Raw genomic sequence first — 21,976 nt, forward strand, 5'->3', positions numbered from 1 at the left:
CCAACGACCTCGCCATCTCCTTCTGCCACGGCATCAGCACCTGACCACCTCCCACCCCCGAACCCAACCCCACCCCCCGAACCCAACCCCAACCCCAGCCGCGGCCCTTCAACCGCGGCCCTCCAACCGAACAGCGCCACCCCCCTTTACCGAATATCACTTTTATTCCCACTTTTCCCTCCCGGCAGTTCGAGAAGGCGGCCCCGGAGACCGGCGGCTGGACCTACCCGCGGATCCCGGACCTGACCATGCGCCAGAAGCTCCTGCTCCTGCCGCGGCCACGTCGAACAAGCCCTCCTGGAAGGCGCCACCACCGCCTGACCTCCCGAGCCGGGGAGGCGCGGCACCGTCTGGTCACCCACTGGCCAACTCCCAGTGGTGGTCACGCGAACATCTGCGCGAATAGTTTCGGGGCCGACCGCGCGCGACCAGGTGGGCCATCCGCCGTCGTCCGCACCACCCCTCACAGCCCCGAGCGGAGAGAACCTGCCTTGAGAGCGAGATCCTTCTGGTCGCGCCGCGCCGCACTGCGACCCGTGCCCGCGGTGCTCCTGCTCGTCGGTCTCCTGTCCGTCCCGCAGGAGGCAGCCGCCGCCGCGTCGGACCCGCGCGACATCCCCGTCAGCGCGGGCATCAGCGGCCGGGCCGCCACCGCGCTGACCGGCGAACTCGGCCCGGAGCGCACCGGCGGCGTCTATGTGGACCGGGAGAGCGAGCGGCTGGTGGTCACGGTCACCGACGAGGCCGCCGCGGCCGAGGTCCGCGAGGCGGGCGGCGTCGCCCGGCGCGTCAGCCACAGCGCGGCGGACCTGGACGCCGTCACCGCGGCGTTCAACGAGTCCATCAGCATCCCCGGCACCACGTGGGGCACGGACATCAAGGCGAACCGGGTGAGCGTGGAGGCGGACAGCCGCGTCTCCGACGCCGACTACGCCCGGCTGCTGCGCACGGCCGAGCCCTTCGGCTCCGCCGTGCGGGTCACCCGCAGGGAGGACGGCGAGCTCACCAAGACCATCTCCGGCGGCAACTACATCTCGGCGGTCGGCGGCCTGATCGAGTGCTCGCTCGGCTTCAACGTCCGCAGCAAGAGCGACAACAACTCGCTGTTCTTCCTCACCGCCGGGCACTGTCTGCACGCGGCGCCCGGGACCGCCGACTGGCGCAACGGCGCCGGGACCTACGTCGGCTACGAGGTGGGCGGGTCCTACCCGACCAACGACTTCGGGCTGGTCCGGCACTACAACGCCGACATCGGCAAGCCGGGGAACGTCTACCTGCACGACGGCAGCTACCAGAACATCACCCACTCGCGTGACCCGGGCGCCGACGAGTACCTGTGCAGCAGCGGCTTCAAGACCGGCTGGATCTGCGGCTACGTGCTCCAGAAGAACGTCACCGTGAACTACGGCGACGGCAACGTCGGCGGTCTGTTCCGGTGGACGAACTGCACCGAGAGGGGCGACAGCGGCGGCCCCGTCTTCCACGGCGACGCGGCGCTGGGGATCAACTCCGGCAACATCACCTGGAACGACGGCTGCGACAGCCTCGCCCAGCCGGTCAACGAGGCGCTGGCCTGGCACGGCATGGAGGTCTACTGACCTGAACCCCGCCGACGGCCCGGCCCCCGGCACCGCGCCGGGCGCCGGGCCGTCGGCGCCGGGCGGCGAGACGGACCGGCGAATGTCATGCCGGCTTCAGCGGGCGGTCACCGGGCGGGCCCAGGATGACCGGCGTTCGCACATCGGCAACATCTCCGGGAGTGGTGGCCTTGTCCGGTTTCCCCCGTCCGACGGACTGGGATCGCAGACGGTTCGTCCAGGCGCTGGGCGGTCTCGCCGGGTTCGCGGCGCTGGCCCAGGTGCCCCTGGAGCGGGGAGCGCTGGCCGCCCCGCGCGGCGGGCTCGGGGGCTACCCCTTCTCGCTGGGCGTGGCCTCGGGCGACCCCTCGCCCGACGGCTTCGTGCTGTGGACCCGGCTGGCCCCGGACCCGCTGGCGCCCGGCGGCGGGGGCATGCCGGACCGCCCGGTGGCCGTGGACTGGCAGGTGGCCACCGACGAGGGCATGCGCCGGGTCGTGCGCGGCGGCACGGTGCGGGCGCTGCCCGAACTGGCGCACGCGGTGCATGTGGAGCCGACCGGCCTGCGCCCCGACCGCGTGTACTGGTACCGGTTCCGCTGCGGGGACGACCTGTCCCCGGTCGGCCGCACCCGCACCGCGCCCGCCCGCAGCGCGCGCGTGGGACGGCTGTCGTTCGCCTTCGCCTCCTGCCAGAACTGGCCGGACGGCCACTACTCGGCCTACCGCAACCTCGCCGAGGAGGACCTGGACCTCGTCGTCCACCTCGGCGACTACGTGTACGAGGGCGGCATCCCGGCCGACGGCGGCCTCCGCCGGACCCCCGTGCCCGAGCAACTGCGCCCGGCCTGCCGCACCCTGGACCGCTGGCGGCTCCAGTACGCCCTCTACAAGAGCGACCCCGACCTCCAGCGCGCCCACGCCCGCTTCCCGTGGGTCGTCACCTGGGACGACCACGAGGTGCAGAACGACTACGCCGGTGAGACCTCGCAGTACGAGGGCGGCATCGCCGCCCTGCGCGCCGCCGCCTACCGGGCGTACTACGAGCACCAGCCGCTGCGCCGCGCCGCCATCCCGCGCGACGGCGGGATGCGCCTGTACCGGCGCCTGGCCTACGGCGACCTCGCGGAGTTCAACGTCCTCGACGGCCGCCAGTACCGCAGCGTCCCGCCCTGCGGCTGGGGCGAGGCGCCCGCCTGCGACTCCGCCCACGACCCGTCGGTGACCATGCTGGGCCGGCGGCAGGAGAGCTGGCTGGAGCACGGCCTCGCCCGGTCCGGGGCGCGGTGGAACGTCCTGGCCAGCAACGTGATGATGGCCCGCCTGGACCACGACGGCCCCTCCGGCGACACGCTGTGGCACGACGCCTGGGACGGCTTCCCCGCCGCCCGGAACCGCTTGACCGGCCATCTGGCCGAGGCCCGGGTGCGCAACCCCGTCGTCATCACCGGCGACTGGCACTCCACCTTCGTCAACGACATCCGGCGCGACTTCGACGACCCCGGCTCGCCCGTGGTCGCCACCGAGTTCGTCGGCACCTCCGTCTCCAGCAACGGGGACGGCGAAGTGTACGGGCCCTACTACGGCCCGATGATCCGCCACAACCCGCACATCCGCTTCTTCGACGGCGACCGGCGCGGCTATGTGCGCTGCACCCTCGACCGCCGGCGGTGGCGCACCGACCTGCGGATGGTCGGCACGGTCAGCCGACCCGACGTGCCCGCGGAGACCTTCGCCTCCTTCCTGGTCGAGGACGGCCGCCCCGGCGCCCACCGGGTGTGACGGACCGAGGGGGCGCCCACCGCGGTGGGCGCCCCCTCGGTGTCCCGGGCCGGCCGGGGCGTCAGTGCCGGTTCTGCACCTCGGGGTCGTTGAAGCCCACGGAGAAGACGGTCCGCAGCGACATCGAGGTCTCGCTGTCGTAGCCGAGGCAGGCGTCACCGTCCCCGGTGGCGTCCTTGAAGTCGTCCGGGTGGTTCGCCTTCAGCGAGTTGCTCGGGCAGATGTGCTCCGTCAGCCCCCACAGCTCGTCCACCTGCGTCGCGTCGAGCTTGGGCCAGTGGCTCAGGGCCTGCGGCGTGCCCACCGCCCAGTTCCCGGTGGCCTTCCCCTCGGCGTTGGTGCACGCCGTCGGGGCCCGAGTGTCGCCCACCCAGGTGTGCGAGAACACGGCCGGCTTGGTGCCGCAGCCCTTGTGGAACGCGAAGTGGAGCAGGCCCTGGCCGTCGGTCCAGGTCATGCCGCCCTGAAGGCCCCGGTAGCGGGAGGCCGCGTAGGCGTCCTCGATGACGGTCTTGCCACCGGACATGTTCAGCAGCCCCGGATACGTCGCCGAGCCGGCCGGGTTGAGCTGGTAGCGCACCACCCGGCCGCCGTTGAGCTCACCGAACCACTCGCCCGTCACCAGCTTGAACGGCCCGCCGCCGGTCTTGTCCAGCGACAGCCACGAGTAGCAGAGCTGGTCCGGGTCCATCACGCCGTTGCTCCCGTTGGCGGCGCAGGAGCTCGGCGTGCCCGCCTGCTGGTAGTAGTGCACCTGCGGCAGCACGTACGGGTAGCCGCACGCGCTGGACCTGCCGTTGCTGATGCCGTAGCCGGTGACACCCGAGCCGTAGGTGTCCACCTTGGCGAGCTTGTTGATGTCGAACACGCGGATGCCGTGGGCGGTGTCCGTCATGTAGATGTGGTTCGCGTACCAGACGATGCCGCCGCCGTGCCCCGTGACGTACTTGAAGTTCGAGGCGGTGGACGAGGTGCTGGTCGGCTCGACGAGCAGGACGTGGCGGTACTTGCCGGTGTCCCGGTCGATGAAGGTGAGCTTCATCGTGTTGTTGGACTTGCAGCCGTTGCTGGTGTCCTCGCCCTTGAACGTCTTGTAGTGCCAGGCGACCGCGGTGACGTGCTTGCCCTGGATGGCGCCGTCGCCGCCGTCGGCGGTGCCGGTGCTGCTCATCCCCTGCGGCCACCAGCGCGCGGTGGTGTCGTCGGCGTGCGCCGACGACCAGCACCAAGCGGTCTTGGTGGTCACCGGCGGCAGCGCCTTCGTCTCATTGCCCGAGCAGGCGCGCATCGACCGCAGGTTCATCCAGTTGTCGGTCGCGCCGGACGAGTTCTTGGTGTAGTTCGTCGTGACGACGTCCGTCAGGTCGGCGTGGTCGGTGAGGTGGTTGTTGTAGAGGTTGTTCGTCGCCGCCACATAACTGGTGTCGGTCATCTTGAACTTGTCGCCACTGAGCGACAGCCGCGTCATCGTCGGCGCGTCCTCCGCGACCGCCGACTGCGCGCTCACCCCGGTGAACAGCGCGGCCGTCGCCGCGACACAGGCCAGCAGCCTGGATCTCCGTGTACGTCCCATGGGCACCTTCCGCCGAATCATGTGATGAACATGCAAAGTGCCCAAGATCCTAAACGCGCCCGACCCACCAACACCCACCCCGGCCACGGACGACGGAACCCGGACCTTCGGTGCCCCACGGGGAACGCGCACTTCCACGACACCGCGCACGCCCTGGGCGGCCGCGCCGGGGCCGGGTGTTGGTCCTTGCGTGCCGGTGGGCGGTCAGCGGCGGCGCAGGGAAGGGTCGAGCAGCGCGGGCGGAGTGTCGTACTTCTCGTGTGGGGCCAGGTCGGTGCCGGGGGCGACGATCGCGTCGATGGCGTCGAGCACGTCGGCGGGGAGCACGGTGTCGGCGGCGGCGAGTTGCGCGGGCAGGTGGTCCGGTGTGCGGGGGCCGATGAGCGCGCAGGTCACGGCGGGGTGCGCGGTCACGAATCCGAGCGCGAGCTGGATCATGGTGAGTCCGGCCTCGTCGGCGACCAGGGCCAGCTTCTCGACGGCGTCGAGCCTGGCCCGGTTGGCGGGGACGGCGAGGTCGAAGCGCTCCGGCAGGAGCGACGACCGGTTGGTGGTGATCTCCCGGCCCGCGCGGACCGCGCCCGTCAGCCAGCCCGACGCCAGCGGGCTCCACGCCAGCACCCCGAGCCCGTACTCCTCGGTCACCGGCAGGACGTGGGCCTCGACGCCGCGTTGCAGGATCGAGTAGCTGGGCTGTTCGGTGACGTAACGGCTCAGACGGTGCTCGCGGGCGGCCCACTGGGCCTGCACGATGCGGTGGGCGGGGAAGGTCGAGGAGCCGAAGTAGCGGATCTTGCCCGCGCGTTGCAGGTCGGTCAGGGCGGACAGCGTCTCCTCGTCGCCGGTGCTCGGGTCCCACCGGTGGAGCTGGTAGAGATCGACGTGGTCGACGCCGAGGCGGCGCAGGCTGTTGTCCAGCTCGGTGACCAGCCAGCGGCGCGAGCCGCCCCGGTGGTTGCGCTCCTCGCCCATGGGCATGCCCGCCTTGGTGGCGAGCACGATGTCGTCGCGGCGGCCGGCGATGGCCTTGCCGACCATCTCCTCCGACTCGCCGTCGCCGTACATGTCGGCGGTGTCGATGAGGTTGATGCCGGCCTCGAGGGCGGCGTCGACGATGGCGGTGGCCTCGTCCTGGGTGGTGCGGCCGATCCGGCCGAAGTTCATCGCGCCGAGCGCGAGGGAGCTGACCTGCACACCGGTGCGGCCCAAGGTGCGGTACTGCATGCGTGCTCCTCCATGGGAGACAAAGCGGTGGGTGGGACGATGCACGAGTTGGTGACCGGGCTCGTGCTCTGCCATCATCGGGAAATCGGAACCTTGTTCCGGAACGACGTTACGGAACGCTGTTCCGTTTTGCAAGGCCGGTGGTGGAGGGAGTCGCGCGGTGGGCGGGAGTGGCGAGGGTGCGGGGCGGGCGGCCCCGGCCGGGCGGAAGGACGCCCGGCGCAACAAGGAGGCGCTGCTGGACGCGGCCGCGGCGGTCTTCGTGGAATCGGGCGTGGAGGCGCCCGTGCGCGAGATCGCGGCCAGGGCCGGCGTCGGGCTGGGCACGATCTACCGCCACTTCCCGACCCGGGCGGACCTGATCATCGCCGTGTACCGGCACCAGGTCGACGCCTGCGCCGACGCCGGCCCCGCCCTGCTGGCCGCCGCCGCGACCCCGCACGCGGCACTGCGGCAGTGGATCGACATGTTCGTCGACTTCCTGGTCACCAAGCACGGACTCGCCGCCGTGCTGCACTCCGACGAGGCCGGCTTCGACGCGCTGCACGCCTACTTCCTCGACCGCCTGGTGCCCGTGTGCGCCCAACTGCTCGAAGCCGCGGCCGCCGCCGGCGAGATCCGCTCCGACCTGGGGGCCCACGAGCTCATGCGCGGCGTCGGGAACCTCTGCATCGGCGCGGACAGCGACCCCCGCTACGACGCCCGGCGGCTGGTCGGGCTCCTCGTCGAAGGACTGCGCCGGCCGGACTGACCGCCGCCGCCGACCGCGGACTCCCGCCCGCGAGCACCCGCGGGGGAGTGACGCGCATCACATGCCAGGGGTGGAGATTCATTGCCGGATGCCACGCCGCCCGGGGCCGAGAAGGGAAGCTGTCCCCGATCCCGGTGAGGAGTCCACGTCCGTATGACCGCCCCCACAACCGCCGCCGAGAGCGCGGGTGACGCGCCGACGCCACCGCTGCGCATACCGGCCCTCTCCTGCGACGAGGGCCCGCGCGTGACACTCGTCCGGGCCCGTGGCGACCGGCGCAACGTCCTGGTGATCGGCGGCGATCCACGGGTGCGCCGCCCCGTCCTGGTCGCGCTCGAACAGGACGGCTCGGTCTCCCGGCGGTACTTCGCCGACGACCCGCACGCGCCCCCGGAGCCCGTCAGGCCCTTCGACGCGGACACCACGCGGCTGGTGCAGGCGCTCCAGGCGCGCGAGGCCGCGGTGCTCGGCGCCGACCAGGTGGTGGACCGCTTCACCACGGACGTCCTGGGGCGGCGTGGCGCACGGTGGCGCGAGGCGGTGTCCACCGCGCTGCTCGGCGACTGGAACGCCCCGCTGATGCGCGACGAGCGCCTCGACCCCCGGATCATCGGCCGCCTGAAGGGGGAGGCCGAGCGGCTGCACCGCCAACTGATGCCGCTGTGGCGGCGCCGCACCCGCGGTTCCCGGCTGCTGCTGCTCGACACCCCGCTCGGTGACGGGCTCACCCTGTACGACCTCGTGGCGGACCGCGCGGCCCCCGAGCGGGCGGGCCTGGAACGCGGGGGAGACGACACCCGCCTCGTCGCCGTCCTGAGCCGCCTGCGCCCGGACGAGCGCATCGTGGCCCTGGCCTGGGCCGAGCGGGGGGTGACGACATGGGCGGAGGCCGCCCTGTACGCGGGCGCCGAGGACCCCGTCGCCACCGGCGAGCGCGTCCGCCGCAAACTCAAGCGCCTCGCCGCCCGCCACCACGCCCGCGCCGCGGCGGCCGCACGCACCCGGGCGGGCGCCCCGTGAACCTCCTCGCCGCCGCCCTGCCGGAGTTCCTCGGCGGCCTGGCCGCGGCCCTCGCCGCCGCCCCGGTCACCTGGGCCCTGCGCCGGGTGCGCGGCGGTCCGCGCCGCCCTCCGCCCGGCGACACCACCGGGGCGTGATCAGCGCCCGCGCGGTGGCCGGGCACCGGAGTTCGGCGTACGTCGGCGGGGCGGGGAGCGTGATGGGATCATGAGGGCATGACCAGCAACGTGTTCTTCGACATGACGATAGGCGACCAGCCCGCGGGGCGGATCGAGTTCAAGCTCTACGACGACGTGGTGCCCAGGACCGCGCGCAACTTCCGGGAACTGGCCACCGGCGAGCACGGCTTCGGCTACAAGGGGTCGTCGTTCCACCGGATCATCCCCGAGTTCATGCTCCAGGGCGGCGACTTCACCAACGGCAACGGCACCGGCGGCCGCAGCATCTACGGCGACACGTTCGACGACGAGAACTTCTCGCTCAAGCACACCAAGCCCGGCCTCCTCAGCATGGCCAACCGGGGCAGGAACACCAACGGCTCGCAGTTCTTCATCACCACCGTCGTCACCTCCTGGCTGGACGGCGCCCACGTCGTGTTCGGCGAGGTCGTGGAGGGCTACGACCTCGTCAAGAGGATCGAGTCCCAGGGCAGCCAGTCGGGCACCCCGAGGACGAGGATCACCATCGCGGACTGCGGGACGCTGTAAGGCCCCCGCTTCGGCACCGCCGTCGTCGCCGGACGGGCACCGGGGCGTGCCCGGCGGCTCCTGCCCGTACGCCGTCCCGGCGGGGTCGCGGGCAGGAGCCGTGGCCGGCGGGGAGGCCGCGGAGCCGCGGCCTCGTGGGGCGCGGCGCCGATCGAGCTGCCGGCCCGAAGCCGACCGCGGGGAGCGGGGGCGGTCCGGGGACGAACGCCGCGCAGTGCCCGCAGGCCATGCCCCCGACGCCGTAACCGCGCTCGATCACGCCGACCCCTCCTCGGTGCCGGGCGTCGCGCTCGCCCATACCGCGAGCGAGGAGCAGGACGCCGGTCGCCTGTCTGGAGAGGACGCGGAGGGCGCGCTCCGCGCCAGTCTGTTCCGCGTGCTCGGCGCGGCCGGGGGAGAGGGTCCTTCGCCGCGGCCCGAGTGAGCACATCGTCGTGAGCGCGGTCGTTCGCCGTCCGGCCGTGTCGGGCGAGGGCGAGGGGTGGGATCGCGAGCCCAGGCCGACGGCGGTGACCGGCGCCATGACCGCTAAGATGAACAGCGTCGTCAAGATTTCGGGTGCGGAGCCCACGCGCGGAGGCGCCGATGCCGAGTGAGATCCCCGGTGGGCCGCGGACGGCGCCGGTTCGTCGCCGGGCGGACGCTGAGCGGAACCGCGACGCGATCGTCGTGGCCGCGGCCGGTTGCTTCCTCGCCGATCCCCAGGCCGGGATGTCGGCCATCGCCCGCGCCGCCGGGGTCAGCCGGGTCACGCTGTACGCGCACTTCCCCACCCGGGAAGCCGTTCTGGAGGCGGTGCTGGAGCGCGTGGTGGAGGACGCCTCCGCGGTGCTGGAGGCGCGGACCGGGGAAGCGGTCCCGGCGGACGAGGCCCTGCTCGGCCTGGTCCGGTCGTCCTGGCAGGTCCTGGACCGTCACTCCGCCCTGTTCCTCGCCGTCTCCACCGCGCTGAGCCCGGCGCGGATGCGTGAACACCACGAACGGGCGCTCGCTCCCCTGCGTGAGCTGCTGCTCCGGGGGCGGCGGGAGGGCGTCATCCGCCGGGACCTGCCCGTCGAGTGGCTCGTGACCGTCTTCCACACCCTCATCCACGCCGCCGCGGCGGAGGTCCAAGCCGGAAGGCTGTCCGCCGACCAGGTTCCGGACGTCCTGGGGCGCACCCTCCTTTCGGCGATGCGTCCCGCGCCGAGCTGACAGGGGCGGCAGCGGTGGCCCCGAGCCGCCCGGTGGGCCGGAGGCGACCGGGAGGGGGCGCGGCCGCGGCGGGGTGAGGGCGAGGGCTCGGGCGGGATTCGCCGCGGAGCGCCGGGTCCGGTCGCTCAGGTGAGCGCCGAGCGCCAGCGAAAACTTTACATAGATGTTCACAATCCTTGGCCGCGCGGGCTACGGTAACCCTTACACCACTGTTCAATATCAGGAGTCTCGGTGACCCGCGAGCACGCCGCCGTACCCGCCCCGCCCCGCCGCTGGCTGACCCTGGCCCTGCTGTGCATGGCCCAGTTCATGCTGATCGTCGATGTCACGGTCATCAACGTCGCGCTGCCCACCGTCGGCGAGGAACTGGCCCTCACCCCCGCCGAGCTGACCTGGACGGTGACCGCCTACACGCTCTGCTTCGGCAGCCTGCTGCTGCTCGGCGGCCGCGTCGGCGACGCGGTGGGCCGCAAACGGATGTTCCTGGCGGGGCTGTCCGTCTTCACCGCCGCGTCCCTGCTGTCCGGCCTCGCCGAGAGCGGCGGCACGCTGATCGCCGCCCGCGCCGCCCAGGGGGTGGGCGCCGCCATGCTCTCCCCGGCCGCGATGGCCGTCATCACCTCGATGTTCCACGGCCAGGAGCGCAACAGGGCGCTCGGTGTGTGGGCCGCCGTCGGAGGCAGCGGCGCCGCGTTCGGGGTGCTCCTCGGCGGCCTGCTGACCTCGGGGCCGGGCTGGGAGTGGATCTTCTTCGTCAACGTTCCGGTCGGTGTCGTCGTCCTCCTCTCCGTGGCCGCCGTGCTGAAGGAGGAAGCGCGCCCGCACGGCCGTCACGGTGACGGACCGAGGGGTGTCGACCTCCCCGGGGCGCTCACCATGACGGCCGCGCCCGCACTGCTGATCTACGGTCTCGTCCAGGCCCGCGACCACGGCTTCGGCTCGGCGTCGGCGCTGCTCCCACTCGCGGGCGCCGCCGCCTGCGCGGGGGCGTTCGTCGCGGTGGAGCGGTCGGTGCGGGCCCCGCTGGTCCGGCTCGCCGTCCTCACCCGGCGCAACCTCGCGGGCGGCGGCCTCGTCATGCTCGCCGCCTCCGGACTGCTGATCTCCATGTTCTTCCTGTGCTCCCTGTACGCGCAGGAGGTCCTGGACCTGGACGCGCTGGACACCGGCCTGGTCTTCCTGCCGGTGGCGGTCGCCATCACGCTGAGCGCGCACGCCGGCTCCCATGTGATCGGCCACCTCGGCTGGCGGCCCACGGCCGCGGCGGGCTTCCTGCTCGCCGCGCTCGGCAGCCTCCTGCTGTCCCGGGTCGGCGACAGCGGGAGCGCGTGGTCGCAGGTGCTGCCCGGCTTCCTGCTGGTCGCGCTCGGCCTGGGCGCCGGGTTCGTGGCCGCGACCACCAGCGCCATGAACGGCACGCCGCACGAGGACATGGGCCTGGCATCCGGCCTGGTCAACACCTGCCACGAGATGGGCTCCGCCCTCGGGGTGGCCGTGGTGGCGGCGGTCGCCGGCGGAAGCCTGGAGGCGGGCGGCGGAGCGGCGCCGTCGGTCGGCGGTTTCGCCGACGCGTTCCTGGCCTGCGCCGCGCTCTCGCTGGCCGCGGCCGCGGCCGGGGCGCTGCTGCTGCCGCGCGGCCTCCCGGACCCCTCCCAGGGGCCGGTCCTCGCGCACTGAGCCACGGTGGCGCACCGGGTCACGGGGACGACGGATCGGAGTACGGCCACCTGGACCCGGTCAGCCCCGCCGGGCGCGGCGGCACGGAGCAGTCCGGCGGGCACCTACCATGTGGGCGTGATCCGTATCGGGCAGCTCGCAGGGCCGCGGCCGCGTCGGCCGCGGTCGAGCGGGTTGCTCGTGCTCGCCCTGCTGGTGGGCCTCATCGGCATGCACGGGCTGAGTCCCGCCGCCACGGCGGCCTCCGAGCACCGGGGCGGGGCCGACGTCGTGATGACGGGCACCGTCGTCACCCCGGCGCAGCACGACGGCTGCGACGAGCACGGTCACGACTGCGACGGGCACGGCGGCGCCGACCACGCCGATCAGACCTGCGCGTCCGGCGCGGTGCCCGGTGGGCCCGCGCTGCCCGCCCTCCTCCCGGCCCTGACCCGCCCCGTCATCGAGCCGGAGGCGGTACGCGCCCCGGTCGTGCACGCGCCGGACGGCGGGCGGGCCCCACCGTCCCTGGCCGAGCTCCAGCTCCTGCGCATATAGGCGCGCCCCGCGACGCCGCACGCCCTGTCGGGCGGCGCGGCGCCGCCACCGCACGCGCCTTTTCGACCACGCAGCAGGAGTACTCACGACATGACGTCCCACCGTTCGCTCGCCCGCCGTGCCGCGCTTGTCGCGGCAACCGCCGCGGCGGCCGCTGTCCTGGCCGCCTGCGGCTCGGACGATGGCCACGGCGGCCACGACCCGGGTTCCACGACGAGCCCGAGCGCCTCCCCCTCGGCGAGTGCCCCCGCGGAGGCCGCCGCGCACAACGCCGCCGACGTGACGTTCGCCAAGGACATGATCCGGCACCACCGCCAGGCCATCGCGATGGCCGACCTCGCCGCGACCCGGGCCTCGTCCGCCGACGTCGAGTCGCTGGCGGAGAAGGTCAAGGGGGCCCAGGAGCCGGAGATCAGGACGCTCTCCGGATGGCTCACCTCCTGGGGTGAGCAGGTCCCCGAGGAGGGGGCGGGCGCGGACCACGGCGGTCACGACATGTCCTCGGGGATGCCCGGGATGATGAGCCCGACCGAGATGGACAGGCTCGAGAAGGCGTCCGGGACCGCGTTCGACACCATGTTCCTGGACATGATGATCAAGCACCACGAGGGCGCGGTCACCATGGCCAGGACCGAGAAGGAGGACGGCGAGTACGGCGCGGCCATGGAGCTCGCCGACAAGGTCATCGCGGACCAGAGCGCCGAGATCCGGCAGATGGAGAAGATGCTCGGCAAGAGGTGAGCCGGGCGGAGACCCGCGGGGTGGGGCGGCGCCGCCCCACCCCGCGGGGCATCCGGTGCGCCGGGGCCACCGGGCGGTCCCTTCCCGACCCGCCGGGTCGCCCTTCCGCCTCCCGGGAGCGCGGGCACGCGGAGGTTCCCGCGGGTCCTGCGCACACCGTCCCGCCCGCACGAGGAGGTTCGTGCGGGCGGGACGGTGCGAGGGCGGTCCGGCCGCCCTCGCGGCGGTGGCAGTGGCCGCGGCGGCGCGGGGTCAGTGGTAGGCGTGGGCGACGGCGTGGCCCTTGCCGCGGCCGATCATCCACTTGTTCACCGGCGTGGTGATCACGAACGCCACCGCGAAGCCGCCCAGCAGCGCGGTCCAGAACAGCGCGTCGGACAGGTGGGCGTCCATGGCTCCGGGGGTGAGCGCGATGATCGCGTTGTCCACCGTCTCCATCACGGCGATGGAGACGGTGTCGGCGGCCAGCGCCACGCGGATGGCGGCCTTCCAGCCCAGGCCCGTGCGGCGGACCGCGAACAGGGTGAAGGAGTAGCCGAACACGAAGGCCAGGGAGATCGCGAGGACCATGGTCGGGGCGTTGGCCCACCCGAGGGCGGTGCCGATGACCATGCCGAGGATCTCGCCGATGGCGCAGCCGGTGAGGCAGTGCAGGGTCGCCTTGGCGGCGGTGCTCCACGAGGCTCCGGACGCGTGCCCGCCGTGGTGGCCGTGGGCGTGGCCGTGGTCCTTGCCGTCGGTGTGGGCGTGCCCGGAGTGCTCGTGGGTTGATGCGCTGGCGTGGTGAGACGCGTGGTCCACGGTGTCCTCCCTTTCCTGGCTGTTCTGTTCCCGCGCGGACCCGACTTCCGGCTCCACACTCAGGAAGTTATACCCCCAGGGGGTATCTGTCCAGGGAATCTGTCCAGGGATTCCGTGGGCGGACTTCCCGGCTGCCGGTGGCGCCCCGGGTCGCGCGGCGCCCGGGGAGGGGGGCCGGACGGGGTGCCGACCGCGCCCACCTCGGGGCCGGCGGCGGGCCGGCCGAACGGGCCGCGGTGTCGGGTGGCCCGCCTCGCCCCCCGGAAACGTCCGGCTCCGGGCGGGCGACCGCCCCCTTCGTCGGCGGGCCCCTCGCCGCGCGCCGTCCTGTCGCCCTCGGGGCTTCACGGGAATACCTCCGGGGGGTATGTTGTCTCCGCGAGTCAAGGTACCCCCCGGGGGTATGTGTCGTGTCGTGGAGGAGGAAGGGTCATGCAAACCGTCAATCCCAAGCGCTGGTGGGCACTGCTGGTGCTCGCCGCCGCCCAGTTCATGGTGATCATGGACACGTCCATCATCGGCGTGGCGCTCCCGGAGATGCAGCGGGACCTGGGCTTCTCCCAGGGAGACCTCCAGTGGGTCTTCAACGCCTACGTCATCGCCTTCGGTGGACTGCTGCTGCTGGGCGGCAGGCTCTCCGACCTGCTGGGCGCCCGGCGGATCTTCGTCGGCGGCTGGGTGGTGATGATCGCCGGCTCGGTGGTCGCCGCCGCCGCGAGCACCGCGTGGGTGGAGATCGCCGGCCGCGCCGTGCAGGGCGCCGGCGGCGCCCTGATCGCCCCGTCGTCGATGACGCTGCTGATGATGCTCTTCGCCCATGACCCGAAGGAACTGGGCAAGGCCATGGCCCTGTACGGGGCCGCCGCTCCCGCCGGCGGCACGGCCGGTGTCTTCCTCGGCGGCGTGTTCACCGAGTGGATGAGCTGGCCGTGGGTGTTCATCATCTACATCCCGATCGGCATCGCCACGCTGCTGGCCACCGGGCTGCTCCCGGACGTCGCCGGCCGCCGCGGGTCGGTGGACGTCCTGGGAGCGGTCGCCGTCACCGCCGGTCTGGCGCTCGCCGTCCTGTCCGTCGTCCGGGCCCCCGAGGCCGGCTGGGGCTCCACCGGGACCGTGCTCGGGCTGATCGGCGCCGCCGTCCTGCTCCTGCTGTTCTTCCTCGTCCAGCGGACCGGCAGGGCGCCGCTGATGCCGCTGGGCATCTGGCGGGTCCCGGGCCTGGGCGTCTCCAACCTGGCGATGACGCTGCTGGGCGCCGCGTGGATCCCCATGTGGTACTTCCTGAACCTCTACCTTCAGCAGGTCCTCGGCTACGGGGCCTTCGCCAGCGGGGCGGCCCTGCTGCCCATGACGGCACTGCTGATGATCTTCATGACGGCCGTCACCGCGCGGCTGCTGGCCCGCCTCGGCGCGAAGCCGCTGATCGTGGGCGGTCTGCTCGCCCTGGCGATCGGTCTGGTGTGGCTGTCCGCGGTGGAGCCGACCGGCACCTTCGCGGTGGACGTGCTCCCCGCGTCCCTGGTCGCCGCCCTGGGCATGTCCCTGGCCTACATCCCCGCGATGATGTCGGCGATGTCCGGCGCGCCGCGGGAGCAGGCGGGCCTGGCGTCCGGCATCGTCAACACCACCTACCAGGTCGGCTCGGCGCTCGGCCTCGCGGCGCTGACCGCCGTGGCCACTTCTCGGGGCGCGGACCGGATCGGCGACCTGAACGCGCTGACCGACGGCTTCCGCGCCGCCTTCATCGGCGCGGCCGCCGTCGCCGCCACCGGGGCCCTGCTCACCCTCCTGCTGATGCGCTCAGGCGGGCCGGGCGGGGGCGCGGCGGAGGAAGCGCCCGCGGAGCGGCTCCCGGGTGAGTCCGTGAGCGCCTGATCCGCGTGGGCTGCCGCACAGGGACACCCCACATCGAGAACGCGGCGGGACCGCCCGGAGAAGCCACAGGCACCGGGCGGTCCCGCCGCGTGCGCTCAGGGATGAGCGGACCTCGCGCGCGACCCGGGCAGGGAGGGGCTCCTGCCGGGTGCTCATGGGCCCGGCGGGAACGGCCGCCTCATGCTCCGGCGGCCTCGATCAGGGAGAAGGCCAGGGGCGGCGGCAGCGGGGTGACGGTGGTGACGGTGAGGCCCGCCCGGTCGAGCAGGGTCTCGAACTCGGCGCGGGTGCGCTCGCGGCCCCCGACGTTCACCAGCATGTTCAGGTCGGTCAGATACATCACCGGGGGCGTGGTGCCGTCCACGGTGGGCCGCAGGACCGGCTCGACGACGAGGACGCGGCCGTGCTCGGGCAGGGCGTCGCGGCAGTGGCGCAGGATGGCGGCGGCCCGTTCGTCGTCCCAGTCGTGGACGACGCTCTTGAGCAGGTACAGGTCGCCCCCGGCCGGGACGGAGGCGAAGAAGTCGCCGGTGCGCAGCTCACAGCGGTCCTCCACGTCCGCGCGCTCCAGTGTCTCGCGGGCCTGGGCGAGGCCCTCCGGTGTGTCGTGGAGGACGCCGCGGCAGGTGGGGTGTTCACGCAGGATCGCCGCGAGCAGGGTGCCGTCGCCGCCGCCCACGTCCACGACGGTGCCGAACCGGCCGAAGTCGTAGGCCGCGGGCAGGGCGGCGGCGGTCGCCCGGGTGCCCTGGCTCATCGCCGCGTTGAACCGGGCGGACAGCTCGGGGTGCTCCTTCAGATAGGCGAAGAAGTCCGTGCCGAACACGTCGTCGAACGCGGTGCGTCCGGTGCGGACGCTGTCGTCGAGGTGCTCCCAGGCCCGCAGCATGGCCGGATCGCTGAACATCAGGCTGAAGGAGTGGAGCGAGTCGGGCCGGTCGGTGCGCAGCAGCGCTCCGGCCGAGGTGGCGGAGAAGCGGCCCGGCTCCGTCTCGGCGAGCAGGTCGAGCGCGGCGAGCGCCCGCAGCAGCCGCGACGTGGCCCGGGCGTCGGTGCCGTACTCCCGGGCGAGCTCCTCGGCGGCCGCCGCGCCGTCGCCGATCCGGTCCATCAGGCCGAGCCGCGCGGCCGTCGCGACGACCTGGGCGGCCATGGGCCCGAGGATCATCTGCACCAGTTTCCCGCGCGCCGCCTGCGCCGCCGCCTTCTGATCAGGGTCCACGGTTCCCCCTCGTGACGTCCGACTCGGTGCTCACTGACGAGTGATCAGAAGCGTAGGCGAGGGGAGAGGCAGGTGGCAATGAATGTCGTTTCGGATCGCTGGAGTCCCGGTCGACCCGACTTCCGGGAAGAGGGTTTCCCCCCGGTCCGCGGCGGCCGTTCAGGAGCGGACGAGGCGGGCGATGGCCTGCGAGGCCTCGGCGACCTTCTCGCGTGCCTCGTCGCCGCCCTTGCCGATGGCGTCGGTGACACAGCAGTTCAGATGGTCGTCCAGCAGCGCGAGAGCGCAGGACTGGAGGGCCGCCGTGGCGGCGGAGATCTGGGTGAGGACGTCGATGCAGTACACGTCGTCCTCGACCATCCGCTCCAGTGCCCTCACCTGCCCCTGGATGCGACGCAGCCGCCGCAGGGCGGTGTCCTTGCCGTTGCCGTTGCCGTTGCCGTGACCGGGCATGGGTGCCTCATTCCTGTGCTGTGAAAGCGGTGGGGGGTGGACCGTGCGGTCCACCCCCCACAGTCGGCGGTGCGTCTCAGTCGGCGGCGCGGAAGTTGCGCAGTCGCAGGCTGTTGCCGACGACGAACACGGACGAGAAGGCCATCGCCGCCCCGGCGAGCATCGGGTTGAGGAGCCCGGACGCGGCCAGCGGCAGGGCCGCGACGTTGTAGGCGAAGGCCCAGAAGAGGTTGGACTTGATGGTGCCGAGGGTCCTGCGGGCCAGCCGGATGGCGTCGGCGGCGGCGCGCAGGTCGCCGCGGACCAGGGTGAGGTCGCCGGCCTCGATGGCGGCGTCGGTGCCGGTGCCCATGGCCAGGCCCAGGTCGGCCTGGGCGAGTGCGGCGGCGTCGTTGACCCCGTCGCCGACCATGGCCACCGAGCGGCCCTCGCCCTGGAGGCGCTTGACGACGTCCACCTTGTCCTGCGGCATGACCTCGGCGATGACCTCGTCGATGCCGACCTCGCGGGCGACGGTCTCGGCGACGGCCTTGTTGTCGCCGGTGAGCAGGATCGGGGTCAGGCCCAGGGCGCGCAGGCGGCGGATGGCCTCGGCGCTGGTGTCCTTGACCGCGTCGGCGACCTCCAGGACGGCGCGGGCCTCGCCGTCCCAGGCCACGGCGATGGCGGTGCGGCCCGCGCGCTCCGCCTCGTCCTTGGCGGCCTTCAGCTCGGCGGGCAGTTCGACGCTCCACTCGGCGAGCAGCTTCTCGCGGCCGACGAGGACGGCGTGACCCTCCACGACACCCTGGACGCCGAGTCCGGGGACGCCCGTGAAGTCCTCGGGGGTGGGCAGGGTGCCGACCCGCGCGGCGGCGCCGGTGGCGACGGCCTGCGCGATGGGGTGCTCGGAGGCGTGCTCCAGGGCGCCGGCGAGCCGCAGGGTGAGTTCCTCGTCCTCGCCGGGGGTGGTGTGGACGGCCAGCAGGGTCATCCTGCCGGTGGTGACGGTGCCGGTCTTGTCCAGGACGATGGTGTCGACCGTGCGGGTGCTCTCCAGGACCTCGGGGCCCTTGATGAGGATGCCGAGCTGGGCGCCGCGGCCGGTGCCGACCATGAGCGCGGTGGGGGTGGCCAGGCCCAGGGCGCAGGGGCAGGCGATGATCAGGACGGCGACGGCGGCGGTGAAGGCGGCGGTCAGTCCGGCGCCGTTGCCGAGCCAGAAGCCGAGGGTGCCCAGCGCCAGGGCGATGACGACGGGGACGAAGACGCCGGAGATCCTGTCGGCGAGGCGCTGGGCGGCGGCCTTGCCGTTCTGGGCGTCCTCCACCAGCTTCGCCATCCGCGCGAGCTGCGTGTCCGCGCCGACCCGGACGGCCTCGACCACCAGGCGGCCGCCGGCGTTGATGGTGGCCCCGGTGACGGCGTCGCCGACGCCGACCTCGACGGGCACGGACTCGCCGGTGAGCATGGAGGCGTCCACCGCCGAGGTGCCCTCCACCACGGTGCCGTCGGTGGCGATCTTCTCGCCGGGGCGGACCAGGAAGCGGTCGCCCACCTTCAGCTCCGCCACGGGGATGAGCCGCTCGCGGCCGTCCCGCAGGACGGTGACCTCCTTGGCGCCCAGGTGCATCAGCGCCCGAAGGGCGGCGCCCGCCTTGCGCTTGGAGCGGGCCTCGAACCAGCGGCCGGCGAGGATGAACGCGGTGACGCCCGCAGCCGCCTCCAGGTAGATGTTGCCCGCGCCGTCGGTGCGCTCGACGGTCAGCTCGAACGGGTGGGTCATGCCGGGCTCACCGGCCGTGCCGAAGAACAGCGCCCACAGCGACCAGGCGAACGCCGCCGAGGTGCCGACGGAGATCAGGGTGTCCATGGTGGCGGCGCCGTGCCGGGCGTTGGTCCAGGCGGCGCGGTGGAAGGGCCACGCGGCGTAGGTGACGACGGGCGCGGCCAGGGTCAGCGACAGCCACTGCCAGTACTCGAACTGGAGGGCGGGGACCATCGCCATCGCGATCACGGGGACGGCCAGGACGGCGGCGGTGATCAGGCGCTGCCGCAACGGCCGCAGCTCGTCGTCCGCCTCCCGCTCCTCGGCCTGCCCGCCCGCCCCTCGGCCGGTGGGCGGTGGCTCGGGCCCGCGCTCGGTGGCGGTGTAGCCGGTGGCCTCCACCGTGGCGATCAGGTCGTCCACGGCGACACCGTCGCGGAAGGTGACCTTCGCCTTCTCGGTGGCGTAGTTGACGGTGGCCTCGACCCCGTCCATGCGGTTGAGCTTCTTCTCGATGCGGGCGGCGCACGAGGCGCAGGTCATGCCGCCGATGGCGAGTTCGACCTCGGCGGTGCCGGGCGTGGTGGTGGTCATCACTGCTCCTCGGGCTGGTGGGCGTGGGGCGGCCGGGGTCCGGAGTGCTCGGTCGTCCGGGCCCCGGCCGTGCTGTCGTCTCGCCGGGGAGGGCGAGGGGGAGGGTGTCAGGCGGCTCGGCCGGTGAGCTCGTACCCGGCCTCGTCGATCGCCTTGGCGATCAGGGAGTCGTCGGGGGCCGCGGCGGTGGTCACGGTGACCTTGCCGCCGGTGACGTCGACGTCCACGGACAGCACGCCGTCCAGTCCGCCGACGGCCTCGGTGATGGCGGTCCGGCAGTGGCCGCAGCTCATGCCCGACACGGCGTAGACGGTCGTGACGCCGTCGGTGGCGGAGTTGTCGGCCGAGGCGGTGTGGCAGGTGCCTTCAGGGGTGCAGCAGGACGACGACATGAGGTGTTCCTCCAAGAAGCGGCAGGTGCTGACCTGCGGTCGATTATACCCTAGGGGGGTATGCCTTACTGGTCACAGGTATACCCCTACCCCCTATCGGCTCGCAAGCCCTGCCGGGACTTGGAAGATACCCCCTAGGGGTATATGTTGGGCGGTGCGTCGAGTCCCAGCCGCTCACACCGCGCTCAAGGAGCAGCCATGAACACCGCACTAAGGCTCACCGCGTTCGCCACCGTCCTGGCCGCCTCGTTCGGCGCCGCCTACGGCGTGGGGAAGGCCGCCGACCCCGTCACGGCCGAACCCGCCGCGCACACCGGCCACGGGCCGAGCGCGCCGGGGACGGAGCAACCCCCGAGCGGCGGTACGGCCCCCGACAGCGGGCGCACCCCGCCCGGCGGCCTCCAGATCTCCGCGAGCGGCTACACCCTCGACCTGAAGACCCCCCGCATCCAGGCCGACCGCCGCGCCGAGCTGCGCTTCGCCATCCGGGACAGCAGCGGCCGCCAGGTCACCGCCTACCAGCGCGAACACGGCAAGGACCTGCACCTGATCCTCGCCTCGCGCGACCTGACCACCTACCGCCACCTGCACCCGCACCGCGCCGCCGACGGCACCTGGAGCACCCCGGTCACCCTGCCCGAGGCGGGCGACTACCGCGTCTTCGCCGACTTCACCCCCGCCGCCGAGGGAGCCACCGGCCTCACCCTCGGCGCCGACCTGGCCGTCTCCGGCGCCTACCGGCCCGCCGAGACGCCCGCCCCCGCCCGCACCGCCACCGTCGACGGCTACACCGTGGCCCTCGACGGCCGCCTGCGCCCCGGCGCGGGGGAGGAGGTCACCTTCACCGTCACCAAGGACGGCCGCGAGGTCACCGACCTCCAGCCCTACCTCGGCGCCTACGGCCACCTCGTCGCGCTCCGCTCGGGTGACCTCGCCTACCTGCACGTCCACCCGAGCGGCGAGCCCGGTGACGGCACCACCAGGCCCGGCCCGGACGTCTCCTTCACCGCCACCGCCCCGAGCGAGGGCACCTATCGCCTGTTCCTCGACTTCAAGCACGACGGAAAGGTCCGCACCGCCGCCTTCACCGTCACGGCGGGACCGGCCGCCGGGGAGCCCAGCGAGCAGCCGGCCACCGACACCGAGGGGCACCAGGACGACGGCCACCAGCACTGACGAACCCGGGAAGCGCCAAGGGCGGTCGGAGCGTCGGTGATCGGACGCGCCGACCGCCCTGTTCCGTCGGGGCCGTTCGACGGGCGCGGCGAACGCTCCGGCCCAGGCCGACGCGTCCCGTCATGCGGCGTCGAGGGCGGCGGTGATCCCGCGGGCCATCTCGGCCGTGGCGGGGCCGGGCTCGCCGCCGTGGGCCCGGCCGGCCGCGGCAGCCGCCTCACAGCTCGAAGCGGTAGCCCATCCCGGGCTCGGTGATCAGGTGGCGGGGGCGGGACGGGTCCGGTTCCAGCTTGCGGCGCAGTTGGGCGAGGTAGACGCGCAGGTAATTGGTCTCGGTGCCGTAGGCCGGGCCCCAGACCTCCTGGAGCAACTGCTTCCGGCTGACCAGCCGGCCGCGGTTGCGCACCAGGATCTCCAGCAGGTGCCACTCGGTGGGGGTGAGCCGTACGTCGGCGCCGTCCCGGTTCGCCTTCTTCGCCGCGAGGTCGATGGTGAACGCGGCCGCCCGGACCACGGACGTGTCCTCGTCCCGCCCGGGGGCGGCGCGGCGGACGGCGGAGCGCAGCCGGGCCAGGAGTTCGTCCATGCCGAACGGCTTGGTGACGTAGTCGTCGGCGCCCGCGTCCAGGGCCTCGACCTTGTCGCCCGACGCCTGCCGGGCGGACAGCACGATGATGGGCACCCGGCTCCAGCCGCGCAGGCCGTGGATGACGTCCACCCCGTCCATGTCGGGCAGGCCGAGGTCCAGGAGGACGACGTCCGGGTGGTGCTCGGCGGCCATCCGCAGCGCGCTCGCCCCGTCGTACGCGGCCTGGACCTCGTACGCGCGGGCGCGCAGGTTGATCACCAGCGCGCGGACGATCTGCGGCTCGTCGTCCACCACGAGCACTCGGGTCATCCGGTCGTTCTCCTGTTCACGCGTGCGCCTTCG

The 21,976-nt window shown here is 73.2% G+C and carries 20 protein-coding genes; 12 read left to right on the top strand and 8 right to left on the bottom strand.

The window, feature by feature from the left end; genetic code table 11:
• Window positions 1-536 precede the first annotated feature (536 nt).
• Window positions 537-1,598: a S1 family peptidase gene (locus ACYVO2_RS24585; protein WP_461010142.1), complete on the top strand. Its 1,062-nt coding sequence runs from the start codon at window positions 537-539 to the stop codon at window positions 1,596-1,598.
• 164 nt (window positions 1,599-1,762) lie between these two features.
• Window positions 1,763-3,358, top strand: coding sequence for an alkaline phosphatase D family protein (locus ACYVO2_RS24590; RefSeq protein WP_461010224.1), 1,596 nt, complete (start codon window positions 1,763-1,765; stop codon window positions 3,356-3,358).
• A 61-nt stretch (window positions 3,359-3,419) separates the two neighbouring features.
• Here ACYVO2_RS24590 and ACYVO2_RS24595 read toward each other — a convergent pair whose 3' ends face one another.
• Both ACYVO2_RS24595 and ACYVO2_RS24600 read right to left on the bottom strand, forming a co-directional pair.
• Window positions 3,420-4,931: a hypothetical protein gene (locus ACYVO2_RS24595; RefSeq protein ID WP_461010143.1), complete on the bottom strand. Its 1,512-nt coding sequence runs from the start codon at window positions 4,929-4,931 to the stop codon at window positions 3,420-3,422.
• A gap of 204 nt (window positions 4,932-5,135) precedes the next feature.
• On the bottom strand, window positions 5,136-6,155 hold the full coding sequence (locus ACYVO2_RS24600; RefSeq protein ID WP_461010144.1) for an aldo/keto reductase: 1,020 nt from the start codon (window positions 6,153-6,155) through the stop codon (window positions 5,136-5,138).
• Between the two features lie 160 nt (window positions 6,156-6,315).
• Between ACYVO2_RS24600 and ACYVO2_RS24605 the strand changes: the two genes are divergently transcribed.
• The 8 genes from ACYVO2_RS24605 (at window position 6,316) to ACYVO2_RS24640 (ending at window position 12,782) form a co-directional block, all read left to right on the top strand.
• Window positions 6,316-6,906: a TetR/AcrR family transcriptional regulator gene (locus tag ACYVO2_RS24605; protein ID WP_461010145.1), complete on the top strand. Its 591-nt coding sequence runs from the start codon at window positions 6,316-6,318 to the stop codon at window positions 6,904-6,906.
• 153 nt (window positions 6,907-7,059) lie between these two features.
• Window positions 7,060-7,926: a hypothetical protein gene (locus ACYVO2_RS24610; RefSeq protein ID WP_461010146.1), complete on the top strand. Its 867-nt coding sequence runs from the start codon at window positions 7,060-7,062 to the stop codon at window positions 7,924-7,926.
• Window positions 7,923-8,063: a hypothetical protein gene (locus ACYVO2_RS24615; RefSeq protein WP_461010147.1), complete on the top strand. Its 141-nt coding sequence runs from the start codon at window positions 7,923-7,925 to the stop codon at window positions 8,061-8,063. The genes ACYVO2_RS24610 and ACYVO2_RS24615 overlap by 4 nt, the downstream gene beginning before the upstream one ends.
• A gap of 78 nt (window positions 8,064-8,141) precedes the next feature.
• Window positions 8,142-8,633, top strand: a complete 492-nt coding sequence (locus ACYVO2_RS24620; RefSeq protein WP_461010148.1) for a peptidylprolyl isomerase — start codon at window positions 8,142-8,144, stop codon at window positions 8,631-8,633.
• 585 nt (window positions 8,634-9,218) lie between these two features.
• The gene (locus tag ACYVO2_RS24625) at window positions 9,219-9,827 is read left to right on the top strand and encodes a TetR/AcrR family transcriptional regulator (protein ID WP_461010149.1); all 609 of its coding nucleotides are present in this window, start codon (window positions 9,219-9,221) and stop codon (window positions 9,825-9,827) included.
• Window positions 9,828-10,058: 231 nt separating this feature from the next.
• Window positions 10,059-11,504, top strand: coding sequence for an MFS transporter (locus ACYVO2_RS24630; protein ID WP_461010150.1), 1,446 nt, complete (start codon window positions 10,059-10,061; stop codon window positions 11,502-11,504).
• A 117-nt stretch (window positions 11,505-11,621) separates the two neighbouring features.
• Complete coding sequence (locus ACYVO2_RS24635; RefSeq protein ID WP_461010151.1) at window positions 11,622-12,041, top strand: DUF6153 family protein; 420 nt, start codon at window positions 11,622-11,624, stop codon at window positions 12,039-12,041.
• Window positions 12,042-12,131: 90 nt separating this feature from the next.
• Window positions 12,132-12,782, top strand: a complete 651-nt coding sequence (locus ACYVO2_RS24640) for a DUF305 domain-containing protein (protein ID WP_461010152.1) — start codon at window positions 12,132-12,134, stop codon at window positions 12,780-12,782.
• Window positions 12,783-13,034: 252 nt separating this feature from the next.
• Here the strand turns inward: ACYVO2_RS24640 and ACYVO2_RS24645 are convergent, their stop codons facing one another.
• A complete protein-coding gene (locus ACYVO2_RS24645) occupies window positions 13,035-13,583 on the bottom strand; it encodes a DUF4396 domain-containing protein (RefSeq protein WP_461010153.1) in 549 nt (182 codons plus the stop codon).
• 432 nt (window positions 13,584-14,015) lie between these two features.
• On the opposite strand from ACYVO2_RS24645, the gene ACYVO2_RS24650 reads away from it, so the two are divergent.
• Window positions 14,016-15,461 (top strand): MFS transporter, encoded by a 1,446-nt coding sequence (locus tag ACYVO2_RS24650; RefSeq protein WP_461010154.1) that lies wholly within the window; start codon window positions 14,016-14,018, stop codon window positions 15,459-15,461.
• Between the two features lie 178 nt (window positions 15,462-15,639).
• Here ACYVO2_RS24650 and ACYVO2_RS24655 read toward each other — a convergent pair whose 3' ends face one another.
• The 4 genes from ACYVO2_RS24655 to ACYVO2_RS24670 all read right to left on the bottom strand — a co-directional run bounded on the left by ACYVO2_RS24655 (window position 15,640) and on the right by ACYVO2_RS24670 (window position 19,869).
• Window positions 15,640-16,683: a methyltransferase gene (locus tag ACYVO2_RS24655; RefSeq protein ID WP_461010155.1), complete on the bottom strand. Its 1,044-nt coding sequence runs from the start codon at window positions 16,681-16,683 to the stop codon at window positions 15,640-15,642.
• A 159-nt stretch (window positions 16,684-16,842) separates the two neighbouring features.
• Window positions 16,843-17,136, bottom strand: coding sequence for a metal-sensitive transcriptional regulator (locus ACYVO2_RS24660; protein WP_461010156.1), 294 nt, complete (start codon window positions 17,134-17,136; stop codon window positions 16,843-16,845).
• Window positions 17,137-17,212: 76 nt separating this feature from the next.
• The gene (locus ACYVO2_RS24665; RefSeq protein ID WP_461010157.1) at window positions 17,213-19,477 is read right to left on the bottom strand and encodes a heavy metal translocating P-type ATPase; all 2,265 of its coding nucleotides are present in this window, start codon (window positions 19,475-19,477) and stop codon (window positions 17,213-17,215) included.
• Between the two features lie 107 nt (window positions 19,478-19,584).
• Complete coding sequence (locus ACYVO2_RS24670; RefSeq protein ID WP_461010158.1) at window positions 19,585-19,869, bottom strand: heavy-metal-associated domain-containing protein; 285 nt, start codon at window positions 19,867-19,869, stop codon at window positions 19,585-19,587.
• Between the two features lie 198 nt (window positions 19,870-20,067).
• Here ACYVO2_RS24670 and ACYVO2_RS24675 point away from each other — a divergent pair, with 198 nt between their 5' ends.
• Window positions 20,068-21,045 (top strand): hypothetical protein, encoded by a 978-nt coding sequence (locus tag ACYVO2_RS24675; protein ID WP_461010159.1) that lies wholly within the window; start codon window positions 20,068-20,070, stop codon window positions 21,043-21,045.
• Window positions 21,046-21,262: 217 nt separating this feature from the next.
• Here ACYVO2_RS24675 and ACYVO2_RS24680 read toward each other — a convergent pair whose 3' ends face one another.
• Window positions 21,263-21,943 carry a response regulator gene (locus ACYVO2_RS24680; protein WP_461010160.1) on the bottom strand — a complete coding sequence of 227 codons (681 nt, stop codon included), beginning with the start codon at window positions 21,941-21,943 and terminating at the stop codon, window positions 21,263-21,265.
• Between the last annotated feature and the right edge of the window lie 33 nt (window positions 21,944-21,976).

Source organism: Streptomyces capparidis, assembly GCF_054782095.1.